The sequence below is a fragment of the Brevibacillus sp. HB1.4B genome, from assembly GCF_013284285.1.
Taxonomy (GTDB): domain Bacteria; phylum Bacillota; class Bacilli; order Brevibacillales; family Brevibacillaceae; genus Brevibacillus; species Brevibacillus porteri.
Genome location: NZ_JABSUT010000006.1, coordinates 88,089 through 100,849, shown reverse-complemented (window position 1 = coordinate 100,849; position 12,761 = coordinate 88,089). Strand labels below are relative to the sequence as shown.

Sequence of the window (12,761 nt, the reverse complement as noted above, 5' to 3'; positions counted from 1 at the left end):
AAAGAGAAAGGGAGAGAAACGAGGATGGCGAGATACGAGGAACTGCAACAAAAGATTCAACGAAAGACAGCGAGAGTGGGTGTCATTGGGCTTGGGTATGTAGGGCTGCCGCTGGCGGTAGAGACGATCAAGAGTGGTTATACCGTAATCGGAATCGATCTGCATGGCGGGAAAATCGAGAGCCTAAAAAGAGGAGAGTCTTACGTACAGGATATTTCCAATGAATCCTTGCAGGAATGCCTCGCGACCAATCGCTTTTTTCCGACGACTGATTATAGCGTAATCGAAGAGCTGGATGCGATCAGCATTTGCGTTCCTACTCCACTCAGTCCCAATCAGGACCCAGACACCTCTTACATTACAAGCGTTGTCGAGCAAATCAAGAGATTCATGAAAAGAGGAATGCTCATTACGCTGGAGAGCACAACCTATCCGGGAACGACGGAAGAGCTGATCCAGCGCGAATTTGAAAAGCTGGGCTATCGTGCCGGCATCGACTTTTTCCTCTGCTACTCGCCGGAGAGGGTCGATCCGGGCAATCGCAAATACAGTACGTACAATACGCCAAAGGTGATCGGCGGGACGACAGAACGTTGCATGGAGTTAGGCACACTCTTGTATGGCAGCTTGGTCAAAACCGTTGTGCCAGTCTCCTCGCCAAAGGTGGCGGAGATGTCCAAGCTTTTGGAAAACACCTTCCGCAGCGTCAATATTGCCTTCATGAATGAGATGGCAATGATGTGCGACAGAATGGGCATCAATGTTTGGGAAGTAATCAAGGCCGCATCGACCAAGCCTTTTGGGTTCATGCCGTTTTACCCGGGACCCGGAATCGGTGGGCATTGCATACCGCTCGATCCGATGTATTTGTCGTGGAAGGCCAAGGGCTTTCGTTTTCACAGCCAATTTATTGAGATCGCCCAATCGATTAACGACAACATGCCGGACTATGTGCGCAATAAGACTGCACAGGTGCTCAACATTTACGCCAAAGCAATCAACAGCTCGCGCATCTTGATTCTCGGCATGGCCTACAAGCCGGAAGTAGATGACCTGCGTGAATCACCTGGGCTGGAGATTTACGAGCTGTTCAAGAATAGCGGAGCAACTGTCGACTATTACGACCCGTATGCGCAGAGCTTTGTGAATAAAAAAGGCGAGATCGTCCATTCCATTGCCAATGACTATGAGGCATTCAAGACTTACGATTGCATGGTGCTCATTACGAATCACCAATGCTTTGCCTATCAGGAGCTGGCGGACTTGGGAGTGGCCATTATCGATACACGCAATGCGTTTGAGGGCATCACGAATCCGAATGTATATCGCATCGGAACCTCCGTCGCTATTAGGCAGGAGAAGGAAGTCGTCAGCTTGCTCGCATAATACAAAGTCCGAACATTTTACGCAACAAGGGAGGAACCGAAGACATGTGCGGAATTATGGGATATATCGGGAACAGGGAAGCGCAGCCGATTCTAATCAATGGGCTGCGAAAGCTGGAATACAGAGGCTACGATTCAGCTGGCATTGCGATTTGTGACGGAGCAACCATCGGCATTCGCAAGGCAAAAGGCAGAATTGACATACTGGAGAGCCAAACCCAAAAGTCCGGCTTGCAGGGCTCCATCGGTATTGGTCATACGCGCTGGGCGACTCACGGAAGACCGTCTGACGAAAACTCTCATCCTCATTTTGATCAATCCGGCAAGTTCTCGATCGTGCATAACGGCATTATCGAAAACTATCTGGACCTCAAGCAGGAATTGATCGAAAAGGGCGTGACGTTTACTTCGGAGACGGACACGGAGGTCATCGTGCACCTTTTGGCGCAGGAATACGACAACAACCTGGTTGCGGCAGTACAGAAGGTCGCTGGCAAAATTCGCGGAGCATTTGCCCTCGGTGTGATGACGGAGCATGAGCCTGACAAGCTGATTGCAGTTCGTATGGCGAGCCCGTTGATTATCGGGGTAGGGGAGAATGAGAATTTCATTGGTTCTGATATCCCGGCGATCCTGGAGCATACGCGCGATGTGTACGTTCTCGAAGATGGAGACCTGGCGATTCTGACCAAAGATTCTGTTCACGTCATGCGTCTGGATACGACGGAGCCAATCGAGCGAGAGCTGGTGCGGATTGAGTGGGACAAGGAGCAAGCGGAAAAAGACGGCTTTGCTCACTATATGCAAAAGGAAATTTACGAGCAGCCGCGGGCCCTGCGTAATACCATGACAGGTCGAATCGATGCTACCCAGCAAAAGGTTATTTTTCCCAATCTTCAGTTATCAGAAGTGAATGCCAAGCGTGTGGAGAAAATCTACATTGTCGCATGCGGTACCGCTTATCATGCAGGCTTGATCGGCAAGCATGTGATCGAGCGACTGGCACAGATTCCAGTAGAAGTAGATGTAGCGTCGGAGTTTCGTTACCGTCGCCCACTCTTTCAACCCAATACGCTTACGATTGCCGTCAGCCAATCAGGGGAGACAGCAGATACGTTGGCAGCCATGCGTGAAGCCAAACGAAACGGCTCAGCCGTACTCGCTATTACGAATGTAGTCGGCAGCTCGATTGCCCGTGATGCTGATGACGTGATTACGACGAATGCAGGTCCGGAAATCGCGGTGGCTTCTACAAAGGCATACACCTCGCAGCTGATTGCGTTTTACTTGCTCGGCATCTATTTGGCGCAAGCGAAAGGGACACTGGACGCTGACACACGTGCTTCACTGCTTCACCAACTGACCGCACTCCCGGATCAAGTCGAGCATATACTCGCGCATGCGGATGAGATACGTCATTTCGCTGAATCAATCAAGGACGAGCAGCATCTGTTTTTCATCGGACGAGGACTCGATCATGCCGTATCTATGGAAGGCTCGCTCAAGCTGAAGGAAATCTCATATATTCACTCGGAGGCGTATGCGGCAGGGGAGCTAAAGCACGGCACGCTGGCGCTGATCGAAGAGGGAACGAGAGTGATTGCCTTGGCTACACAGGATGAGCTGCATGAGAAAATGATCAGTAATATTACAGAAGTAAAAGCCCGTGGAGCAAAAGTTCTCGGTATTACCTTAGATGGACATGTAGAGCTGCATCGCTCGGTTGATGATGTTTGCCTGATTCCGCAGACAGATGCCTTGCTTACACCTGTTCTAGGCGTTATCCCCCTCCAGCTCATTTCCTATTACACTTCTGTTGCGCTCGGCAATGACGTAGATCGTCCACGAAATTTGGCCAAAAGTGTAACAGTTGAGTAAACACAAACGTCAGTCGTTATGAAGTAAGACAGGAATGAAGAAAGGGGGAACGATGAATGAACACCTCGAAGCGGACGTTGAATCAGGAGAAATTACTGGAGATTATGCTTCAGGCCTATCAGCTGGGCGTGCAGAGGAAAGACATTGATTTGACCATGATGATTGACACACTGACCTATGAATTGAAACCATACTTCGATAAGCAAATCCAACAAGGTCAGCTTGCAAAAGGGGAGCTGACCAAGACGGAGGCGATAGGATGAACATACATGCAGTAGTATTGGCAGCAGGAAAAGGAACCAGAATGAAATCTTCACTCTACAAGGTCATGCATCCAATATGCGGGAAGCCGATGATTAAGCATGTCGTAGAGACATTAGAAGCATTGTCACTTCGCCACTTGGTCGTCGTTGTCGGTCACGGAGCCGAAATGGTCAAAGAGGAACTGAAAAACCGCGTTCAGTATGCGTATCAACCGGAACAGCTTGGGACCGCTCATGCTGTTTGGATGAGCCACGAAATTCTCGGGGCGCAGGATGGCGTGACGATTGTCATGAATGGTGATACACCACTTGTACAAGAACAGACGCTGCGAAGTTTGCTCGAGTATCACCAGCTCAAACAGGCAGCAGCCACGGTCTTGACCTCCATTGTGGACGAGCCTACTGGCTATGGCAGGATCATTCGCGACGAGAACGGCGATGTCCGAAAAATTATCGAGGAAAAAGACGCGACTTTGGGACAAAAAAAGGTGAACGAGATTAGCACCGGAATCTTTTGCTTCGACAATCAAAAGCTGTTTTCGATGCTGCCGATGGTCTCAAACGAAAATGCGCAAGGGGAGTTTTACTTGCCGGACGTTCTGGGGCTTTTGCAAGAGCAGGGTCATTTGGTAGCGGCGTTTGCAACGGATGATCCCGAAGAAGGCAATGGCGTCAATGATCGTGTGCAGCTCGCAGATTTGGAACAGCTGATGCGCAAGCGAATCAACGATTTCCATATGCGAAACGGAGTTACAATGATAGACCCGAGCTCGACGTACATCGATTCTGACGTAATGATCGGGCGTGATACGGTGCTCTATCCAGGAACCTGCCTTTTTGGCGACACGCAGATCGGTGAAGGCTGCCAGATCGGGCCGCACGCTTTGGTCAAAAACAAGAGCATCGAGGATTACACGAGAATTCAGCCGTTTTCAGCAGTTGACGGCAGTACGTTTGGTGAGCGGGCTTTTGCGGGAGTGGGTGCGACGACACAACAGTACGGTATCGACCAGCACTGATGCAGGTACTTCGTCGATATAGCTGGTTTTGGATAGCACTGCTCCTTGTGACAGTGGTTTCGATCATCATGCTGTCGTTGGCAAACACCCGCTCCGCCCTGACAAAAGCAACCTGGATATGGGATGCCAAGCAAATGGAGACCCAAACCGATGAAATGATCGAGTTTGCCAAGAAAAACGACATCAACCTGATCTATCTTCACGTTGAACCAGCAGCAGTTGCGCCTCAGACGTATCGTACCTTTAATGAGAGAGCCAACCAAGCAGGCATCAAAGTAGAGGCGCTTGGCGGTGACCCCAATTGGGCGTTAACAGCGAATCGCCAAAGCATCGATGATCTCATCTCCTGGGTGAAGGCGTTCAATCGCAGTGCCAAGTCAGATGAACGATTCTCGGGGATTCACGTCGATATCGAGCCGTATTTGTTGCCTGCATGGAAGGAAGACCAGGAAGAAATCGTGAAGCAATGGCTGAAAAACGTCAGCTATCTGGCAGCAGAGACGAAGAAGGATACGGACCTCGCTGTCGGTGCCGACTTGCCTTTTTGGATCGACTCCGTAAACGTTCCTGGCAGTGATGAGAAAGTGAGCAACTGGATGGTGCAGCGACTCGACAGTATTACACTAATGGCCTACCGCAATCAAGCCCTTGGGCAAAATGGGATCGTCGAAATCGTAGAAAAGATTGTCGATGATGCCAATGTACGAAAAAAAGGGTCGGTTATCGTGGGCGTCAACATCATGGAAACGATGGAAGGCGCTCATGTGAGCTTTTATGAAGAAGGCACAGAAGAGATGAACAACCAGTTGGCCATTTTACAGGAGGAGCTGTCAAACAATCCGGCGTTTGCAGGAAGTGCGATCCATGATTACGAGAGCTGGAAGCACGCAAGTCAACGAGAGGGGCAACTTTGACGAATGAAAGCTGCGCGCATCTATTTGAGTGTTCTCTGCCTGACAGTCGGCTTTCTGTTCGGCTTTTCCCCCGCGGAGAAGAAGAGTAAAGCAACGTGGATCTGGCAATCCGAAATGATCGGGAGAGAGAAACAAGAGATTCTCGATTTCTGCAAAAGTAACGATATTAATCTCGTTTACTTGCGAATCGAAATGAACAAGCCCTATGAATACTACCGCGATTTTATCCGCGAAGCGACAGAGATGGGTATCGAGGTTCATGCGGTAGCCGGCCACCCGGCGTGGGCGCTCAAAAGCAATGAAAAGCGGATGATGAACATCGTCCACTGGGTAAAAAGCTACAACCGTGAAGCGCAAAAGAATGAGCGGATTCGCGGGATTCAGTTAGACATCGAGCCATATCTTCTGCCATTTTGGGAGACTGATCAGAAGCGGATTATCCGTGAATGGCAAGCTAATGTGCAGGCGTTCACAGCCGAGGTGTCAAAAGATGAGGATTTGGTTGCCAGTGCAGCCATTCCATTTTGGCTGGACGATATTCCCGTGCCGGGACCAGAAGAGATATCTCTGTCCAAATGGATGATGAGCCAGTTTGATACGGTATGTATCATGGCGTATCGTGACACACTTTCCGGTCAAAACGGCATCCTGAATTTGATTGATCAGGAAATGAAGGAAGCGGATGAATTAGAGACGCGTGTCTTGGTTGCTGTAAATATAAAGCCGCTAGATGAAGACCACTCTTCTTTTTCAGAGGAAGGCCCGACTCTCATGAAACAGCAATTAGAGCAATTGCCTGTACATTTGGCACAGCATCCGTCCTTCTCCGGTGTCGCGATTCACGATTACCGCTACTGGAAGGAGGCGAGCCCCCTGCCCCCGGTAACGAAGCAACGCTACAAAGGCACCTACATATGGCGTGCAGAATTAATTGGCACGGAAAAGGAGGAAATTCTTTCCTTTGTGAAACAAAACGGGGTGAATCTCCTCTATATTCGTCTAGATTTGGAGCAGCCGATTTCCTATTATCGCGATTTCGTGAGAGAGGCGCGTGAAGCGGGGATCGAGGTTCATGCCATGGGCGGTCATCCGATTTGGGCGATGTCTGAAAATCGGAGCAAGATCATGAAACTCGTGAATTGGGTGAAAGCCTACAATGAGTCTGTCTCGACAGAAGAGCAGTTTCACGGCATTCACTTAGATATCGAGCCATATGTCCTTCCTGTCTGGCGCGAGGATAAAGAGGCAGTCTTACGCCAATGGATGGGCAACATCGAGGCTTTCGTTGAGGAGACCAAGAACGGAACTTCCTTAGAAGCAAGCGTCGATCTCGCTGCCTGGCTGGACAAGACACCGACTCCGGGTCAGCCCGAATTGCCGTTTTCGCATTGGATGATCAAACAGCTTGATCATACGACCTTGATGGCATTTCGCGATCGAGCTCCTGGCATCATCGGCTTGGTTGAAAATCAGATGAAGTACGCAGAGAGCCTCCAGAAAAAGCTGGTCGTTGCCGTGGAGACAAAAGAGAGCCACGAAGGGAACGGTATCACCTTTTACGAGGAAGGCATGGGCGAAATGGATCGGCAGTTGGATCTGGTGACAAAAGCACTGGATCGGTACTCCTCTTATTGGGGGCTCGCCATTCATGCTTATGACTACTGGAAAAACGGGAAAGAGTAGGCTGCCTGCATCGTGCACCATGCACCATTGTTGTACAATAGAAGAAAACGAGCGTCGGAAAGAGGAGAACAAGCCATGCGAGATGTGCAAAACCGACATCGAAATCTTCCGCAGCGTACGCCAGAGATGTTGTACAACGTGGTGCGCAAGTTTTACCGTGGAGCAGTCAGTCATTTTGACCTGATTCAGGAGAAAAAGCAGGAAGCACGTGCAGCCTTGGAAGCTGGTGACCACGACAAAATCCGTGCAGCCGTACACACGTTATTTTTGGAGTTCCATTTTTATGTGACCTGCTGGCTCCAGATTGAGCTTGCCCTGTATCGGCTGGCCCGTCAGGATGAACGCCTTGCGCAAGTGATGGAAAGATATCGATCATCGTTGGAAAGGCATGTAGCGGTACGGCAACTGCTGGATCAGACGGAGGCGTGTGTGGAGGCGCAGTTTCAACCAACCGGGGATGGATGGTCCTGCGTGCAGAATGATGCCTACATGTTTGGTAGCATCATTTTTACAGTGGATGAAGAGAGTCTGCAAGATTTGCATGCCGTGTATCAGGCGATTTGGGAAAATGCAGACCGCTAAACTAGCACCTATAACAAAAAGCGTGACCGTCGCGATGGATGGTCACGCTTTTCTCATTTAGAAAGTGCCAGGGAAAATGGAGCCTGTGTGAGGAGCCATCTGGCCTGGGGTGTTCAATTGGCGAACCTCTTGTGTGTTCGTGCCTGCAAAGCCAGGAGAGAAGACCGATTGTGCTCCTGCGCCAGCCTGATTGCTGTATGCTTGATTAGCATATGCCTGTGGTTGAAGCTGAGGTTGCTGCTGCTGACCTTGTTGCGCTTGCATGCCGTAGCCAGTGTTATTCAACTGGCGAACTTCTTGGACATTGGTATTGGCAAAACCAGGCGCAAAAATACTGCCAGTCATCGATGGTGGATACGCTGCTTGATTCGTATAGCCAGCTTGTCCTCCGTAACCGCTATAGCCAGCTTGATTGCGGGCTTGAACCTCTTGTACATTCGTGCCGGCAAAGCCCGGAGAGAAAATGGAGCCTTGTCCAACCGATTGCTGATAAGAAGGCTGTGCTTGTATGTAGCCAGCTTGCTGGCCTTGTGCATAGCCGGTGAATTGGTTTTGCATGGATTGAAGCGCTTGATTTTGCCCATAGCCATATTGCTGCTGATGTTGTTGTTGAGGATAACCAGCCTGATTGAGCTGTCTCACTTCCTGGACATTGGTATTCGCAAAGCCAGGGGAAAAGATCGATTGTGCACCACCATAGGACATGCCCGTTGTAGGGGTCCCGATGGATTGGGCATGCCCTCCGTGGTTCCAATGCTGTACTTCCTGTACGTTTGTTCCGGCGTATCCTTGTTGGAACATCGTGCCTGCAGGGCTCATTGCTCCCAAAAATTGCGGTTGTTGTTGGGAGTGCATCATATTGTTAAGTATATGGGTCATGGTTAAGACCACCTCCATGGAGTATTTTTTCCAAGGTCGATCAGGTCATACATCCGATAACGAAAAAAACATGCCGGAGTCTAAACGGCATGTTCCTTTAGATCAAAACGTGAGACTTGCCTCATTGTTCAGTGCTACCCGCACGTACAGCCAGCATGCCGATTCACTTATTGCGGTAGCGTATATCTACAATCAGGAAGGATTGACCCATTATGAGCCAACATCCTGAGGGTCAATCGCGTCAGCCAGTCGTTCGCTGGGTGATGCGCCGTTCCCCTTCCTGACGGGCAAATCGCACCAAGGTCGTCTGTGAATCAGCTAGTGCTGCTCGACTCCCTTATCCTGCGGCAATCCCTCGCTTGTTTTGCAAGCAGGAGACATGCTGTGCGTAATGGATCAGATTCGCTAACGATAATCGACGAATCGATGGTTCATCGAATTTCTCCGGCTTTGCGTTCGCTTCAAAGAGCCATAGCTGTCCTTCTTCTGTCAAGCCAAGGTCCATCGACATCTCAGCCAAATCCGTCCATTCTGCATTTAAAGACCGTGCGATGGCGAGTGCCGTATCGTGAATGTGTCTTTCCATTTGCTCGTGATTATTAGTAAACAAGGCTTGCATAACGGTTGATAACGAGTGGATCGAGCCGCCGCGTGGCACATGAGTGGTGATGCTTTGCGAGCCAGACCTTCTGATGCCAACTCCGGTTACGCACCATTCGCCCTCGCCATCTTTCTGTACGAGGACGCGCACATCAAAAGGTTTGCCGTTGTAATGGGCACGACGGATCCCTTGCTGCATAATGTACTTCTGCTGTTTGACATGAAGTCTAATGTGCTTCCATACATCATTCAAATTGGAAAAGCGGCGAGTAATGGCCTTGTGCTCCTTTAACCGTTGCAGGAACCACTTATCGTTTTTGAAATCAATGCGCATAATTCCCTGACCAGCTTTACCGCGCACAGGTTTCAAGTAGACAAAGCGATGTTCCGTGCAAAAGCTTCGAAAGCGAGCCAAGGTGTCCAGCTGTTTCGTCTCCGGTAGAAAAGCTTGCACTTCTAAGTGGGATTCAAGCATTTTAAACAGCTGTTGCTTGTCGAAAAAGCCGCGATTAAACAATGTGACATTTGGCATCTCATGAATGCGGTTCAATGCTCTTCGGACTTCAGGTCGTCGTTCTGCTTTTCTCGTCGGAATTCGGTTGTAAACCACATGGGGGAAAGGTAGAATCACCTCTTGCCACGAGTTTAGTCGATTGTTGTACAAATAGCCCCGCACCTTTTTCTTCTCCCAATTGATTCCTTGTGGAGTGAACACATATACGAGTGCACCCCATTGTTTTCCCGATTGAGTAATATCCTTGAAGTTCTCGCGATTTCCTAAAAATGTTGCCCCTTCACCAACGGTCAATATGCCAAATAATGGGCCAAGCTTCAGGGAGTCGCCCGCCATTTTCCAGTTAATACGTGTACGAATACGGCTTGCTTGCACGCGGGGTAAACCAGCGTATATCCGTTTCGTATGAGAAAAGGGACCGAGACTGGCGACCAGTGGCTTTGGCGAGCGTTTAAGGACTAGCCGAGGTAACTGTACGAACCATCTACCGCTAGGGAGGATCGTCAGCCACCCGGAGCGCTGCTGAAGCATGGTGTTCCTCCTTCCTGAAACACGGTACAGATCGCGTGCGACTAGAAATTGGCCAAGTAACAGCTATAATCGACGAGCAGCTTGCGTGATTCGTGATCAGCCTCCCTGAGACGGGCGTGCTTGAATATAGAACGGCCCGGCTTGGAATTTGCTTCGAACATCCAGACATGGCCTTGCGTATCAATCCCCATGTCCAGCCCCAATTCTCCTAAATCAATCCCTTTTGCCAGTTCAATCGCGGTAGCGAGTCGAATCGACGCGTCGGAAACGCGCTGGGTCATGAGGGCTTTTTGTCTGCCAAACAGATGCTGCAACAGGTCATCGCCGGGAATGACAGTACCACCTGTGCGTACATGGGTAGTTACGCTGCCAGAACCGGCAACCTTGGCTGCCGTGCAGGAGACGACCCACTCGTTTTGCTGGTTTTTATGCAAGTGAACACGGAAATCAAACGGTCGTCCATGGAATGTCATGAGCGAAATGCCCTGTTGTGCCAGATACGCACTGACCCGACGACTGCGGAAGACATGCTGATAAAGGCTGGACAGCTTGGAAAAATGTTTTTTTACATTGCCGCTACCTGTATGATAGGAGGCAGTAAAGCCACCGCCTGCCTGGTGAACAACTTTGACAATACCGTACCCGAGACTACCATTTTTGGGCTTCAAATAAACGATAGGGTATTTACGCAGCAAGTTTCGAACAGTTGTAAGAGAAGGAGAGGTGTAAGTCTCCGGGATATGCTCATTCACTTCTGGATTCGGGTACAGCAGCTGGTGCACACCCCATTTGTTAAAAAAGCCCTGATTGAACATCGGTAAATTGGGGTAACTGGCGAGTCGATATTTGAATTCCTGAACGGCTTCATGTTTTTCTGCCGAACGAGAGGGAATACGATCATAGACGACATCGGGCATGGCAGTAACATGCTTTTTCCAAAAGTAGCCGCCTGACTTGCTTCTGCGCAAAAACCACGCTTTGACTGTATTAGATTCCCAGTCCACATCGGATGGGGAAAATATATAGTAGAAAACGCCTTTCCCTTCTTGAGCCTGTAACAGATTGTGAAAAAACGAGGTGCGAGGGCCAATTGGCTGCTTGGGATCTCGTCTTATGCCAGTCGTAACAATCCCGATTGAAGGACCGATCCGGAGTGCGGAGCCCTCTAGTTTGAGCTGGATTAAGCCAGGGTGAGGAATGCCGAGCTCCGTTTGCAAGAGCGTCGTCACTTTCATAACGTTCGTATCCGGATTGCGTTTATCTTGTAAGACCGTTGCGACTACTTCCTTTTTACCCAGTAAGACTTTAATTTTTTGGCGTTGCCGTAGCTGGAGCTGTTGGAAGAGAGTAGCTGGCAGGATAATCCCACTGATACGGGGGTTGGAAAGGAAGCGAAGCCGCATTCTGAACGTTTCCATGCTTTAACCTCCTACACGCTCTTTCATAAGATAGTGGGCGTAGCGAACAGGCTGAGTAATCGAATGCAGTTGTGCAGTCGGGTCGTCAATCATGCGAAAAACGGTTCGCCCTGGTCTGCTGTTTACTTCGATGATCCAAACATTACCTGCGGTGTCAATGCCAATATCGATTCCCAGCTCAACGAGTCTGCCGTGTGACTCTTCCAAAAAACGGGGAAGTTCTTCTGCCACTCGGTTGATTGTTTGCTCGATGCGTGCCGCTTTTGCGGATGTGAAGTGAAGGGGCAGGAAAGAGGCCAGAGATGTTGCTTTCCCTCCTCCGTGCAAATTGGAGGTAATACTGCGTTTGTCTCCCAGGCGCACAGCTTTGCCAGTTGTCCCCCATTTACCCAGCCCGTTTTTTTGAACCAGTACACGGACATCGAAAGGGGTACCATCCGGGGTATGCAACTCCAAATAGGGCTGTACCAGGAACTTGCGGCCGGCAGTAAAGATAGACACAAAACTTTTTAATTCGGCAGTGTCACGAATTCGCTTGGTGAAAGGCTTATTGTCTTGGTTTCGTCCAGAAGCTTCATAGCCACTGCGCATTTCTTTGATTCTCACGACGCCAATACCGTGAGTTCCCGCCATCGGCTTGATGATGGCTGCCCCGTATTTTTGCAAGGTTGCATGGAGCATAGGATATGAGAATATTTCAGTAGGTGGTAGCAGCGGGGCGAGGAGAGAGGACTTCACGAGCATCTGGTGCACCTGCCATTTTCCAGACAGTCCATGCCCCAAAAACGTAATGTTGCGATCGTTTTGCAACTTTTCCACAAATGGTTTATAGTGGCGATAAGATGGGCCCACAAAGCAACGATCATAGATAAAGGCGGGGATTGGGAAGTCTTTTGCGTGCCAGGACCCATTGCGATATTCGAAGCCTTTTACCATACGGGTGGAAAAGTTAACCTGACGTGGTGAAAAAACGAAGACGCGAATGCCGTGCTTGCGTCCATAGAGCGTAAGCTTTTTGTAGTACCCTTTGTCTACAAAGTGGGAGCCTTGGCACCGGGCCATGATACCAAGACTTCTCTCGGATGCTGTCATGTA

At 49.8% G+C, this 12,761-nt stretch carries 12 protein-coding genes; 8 read left to right on the top strand and 4 right to left on the bottom strand.

All coding sequences use genetic code 11. From position 1 onward, the window contains the following. Positions 1-24 precede the first annotated feature (24 nt). From HP398_RS16205 to HP398_RS16175, 7 genes are all read left to right on the top strand, one after another. Positions 25-1,386, top strand: coding sequence for a nucleotide sugar dehydrogenase (locus HP398_RS16205; RefSeq protein ID WP_173623114.1), 1,362 nt, complete (start codon positions 25-27; stop codon positions 1,384-1,386). Positions 1,387-1,430: 44 nt separating this feature from the next. Then, complete coding sequence (glmS, locus tag HP398_RS16200; protein WP_173623113.1) at positions 1,431-3,263, top strand: glutamine--fructose-6-phosphate transaminase (isomerizing); 1,833 nt, start codon at positions 1,431-1,433, stop codon at positions 3,261-3,263. Between the two features lie 56 nt (positions 3,264-3,319). Beyond that, a complete protein-coding gene (locus HP398_RS16195) occupies positions 3,320-3,526 on the top strand; it encodes a hypothetical protein (protein WP_017250728.1) in 207 nt (68 codons plus the stop codon). After that, positions 3,523-4,545: a bifunctional UDP-N-acetylglucosamine diphosphorylase/glucosamine-1-phosphate N-acetyltransferase GlmU gene (gene glmU / locus HP398_RS16190; protein WP_173623112.1), complete on the top strand. Its 1,023-nt coding sequence runs from the start codon at positions 3,523-3,525 to the stop codon at positions 4,543-4,545. The genes HP398_RS16195 and glmU overlap by 4 nt, the downstream gene beginning before the upstream one ends. After that, complete coding sequence (locus HP398_RS16185) at positions 4,545-5,459, top strand: hypothetical protein (protein ID WP_173623111.1); 915 nt, start codon at positions 4,545-4,547, stop codon at positions 5,457-5,459. Before glmU ends, HP398_RS16185 begins: the two co-directional genes overlap by 1 nt. Before the next feature lie 3 nt (positions 5,460-5,462). Further along, positions 5,463-7,142: a hypothetical protein gene (locus tag HP398_RS16180; protein ID WP_173623110.1), complete on the top strand. Its 1,680-nt coding sequence runs from the start codon at positions 5,463-5,465 to the stop codon at positions 7,140-7,142. 75 nt (positions 7,143-7,217) lie between these two features. Then, positions 7,218-7,724, top strand: a complete 507-nt coding sequence (locus HP398_RS16175; protein ID WP_173623109.1) for a hypothetical protein — start codon at positions 7,218-7,220, stop codon at positions 7,722-7,724. Positions 7,725-7,781: 57 nt separating this feature from the next. Here HP398_RS16175 and HP398_RS16170 read toward each other — a convergent pair whose 3' ends face one another. Then, positions 7,782-8,603, bottom strand: coding sequence for a hypothetical protein (locus HP398_RS16170; protein WP_017250733.1), 822 nt, complete (start codon positions 8,601-8,603; stop codon positions 7,782-7,784). Positions 8,604-8,673: 70 nt separating this feature from the next. Here HP398_RS16170 and HP398_RS16165 point away from each other — a divergent pair, with 70 nt between their 5' ends. Continuing rightward, entirely contained in the window at positions 8,674-8,832 is a 159-nt protein-coding gene (locus HP398_RS16165) for a hypothetical protein (RefSeq protein WP_173623108.1), read from the top strand. Positions 8,833-8,940: 108 nt separating this feature from the next. On the opposite strand, the gene HP398_RS16160 is transcribed toward HP398_RS16165, so the two are convergent. From HP398_RS16160 to HP398_RS16150, 3 genes are read right to left on the bottom strand one after another with little or no spacing between them, the layout of a single operon-like run. Further along, positions 8,941-10,248, bottom strand: coding sequence for a YheC/YheD family endospore coat-associated protein (locus HP398_RS16160; protein WP_100169659.1), 1,308 nt, complete (start codon positions 10,246-10,248; stop codon positions 8,941-8,943). Positions 10,249-10,289: 41 nt separating this feature from the next. After that, entirely contained in the window at positions 10,290-11,666 is a 1,377-nt protein-coding gene (locus HP398_RS16155) for a YheC/YheD family endospore coat-associated protein (protein WP_173623107.1), read from the bottom strand. 3 nt (positions 11,667-11,669) lie between these two features. Then, the gene (locus HP398_RS16150; protein ID WP_017250737.1) at positions 11,670-12,758 is read right to left on the bottom strand and encodes a YheC/YheD family endospore coat-associated protein; all 1,089 of its coding nucleotides are present in this window, start codon (positions 12,756-12,758) and stop codon (positions 11,670-11,672) included. Positions 12,759-12,761: the final 3 nt, after the last annotated feature.

Bases quoted from the DNA above. Each gene is read 5' to 3' on its own strand.
- HP398_RS16205 (WP_173623114.1), top strand. From the start codon at position 25: ATGGCGAGATACGAGGAACTGCAACAAAAGATTCAACGAAAGACAGCG.
- glmS (WP_173623113.1), top strand. From the start codon at position 1,431: ATGTGCGGAATTATGGGATATATCGGGAACAGGGAAGCGCAGCCGATT.
- HP398_RS16195 (WP_017250728.1), top strand. From the start codon at position 3,320: ATGAACACCTCGAAGCGGACGTTGAATCAGGAGAAATTACTGGAGATT.
- glmU (WP_173623112.1), top strand. From the start codon at position 3,523: ATGAACATACATGCAGTAGTATTGGCAGCAGGAAAAGGAACCAGAATG.
- HP398_RS16185 (WP_173623111.1), top strand. From the start codon at position 4,545: ATGCAGGTACTTCGTCGATATAGCTGGTTTTGGATAGCACTGCTCCTT.
- HP398_RS16180 (WP_173623110.1), top strand. From the start codon at position 5,463: ATGAAAGCTGCGCGCATCTATTTGAGTGTTCTCTGCCTGACAGTCGGC.
- HP398_RS16175 (WP_173623109.1), top strand. From the start codon at position 7,218: ATGCGAGATGTGCAAAACCGACATCGAAATCTTCCGCAGCGTACGCCA.
- HP398_RS16170 (WP_017250733.1), bottom strand. From the start codon at position 8,603: ATGACCCATATACTTAACAATATGATGCACTCCCAACAACAACCGCAA.
- HP398_RS16165 (WP_173623108.1), top strand. From the start codon at position 8,674: ATGCCGGAGTCTAAACGGCATGTTCCTTTAGATCAAAACGTGAGACTT.
- HP398_RS16160 (WP_100169659.1), bottom strand. From the start codon at position 10,248: ATGCTTCAGCAGCGCTCCGGGTGGCTGACGATCCTCCCTAGCGGTAGA.
- HP398_RS16155 (WP_173623107.1), bottom strand. From the start codon at position 11,666: ATGGAAACGTTCAGAATGCGGCTTCGCTTCCTTTCCAACCCCCGTATC.
- HP398_RS16150 (WP_017250737.1), bottom strand. From the start codon at position 12,758: ATGACAGCATCCGAGAGAAGTCTTGGTATCATGGCCCGGTGCCAAGGC.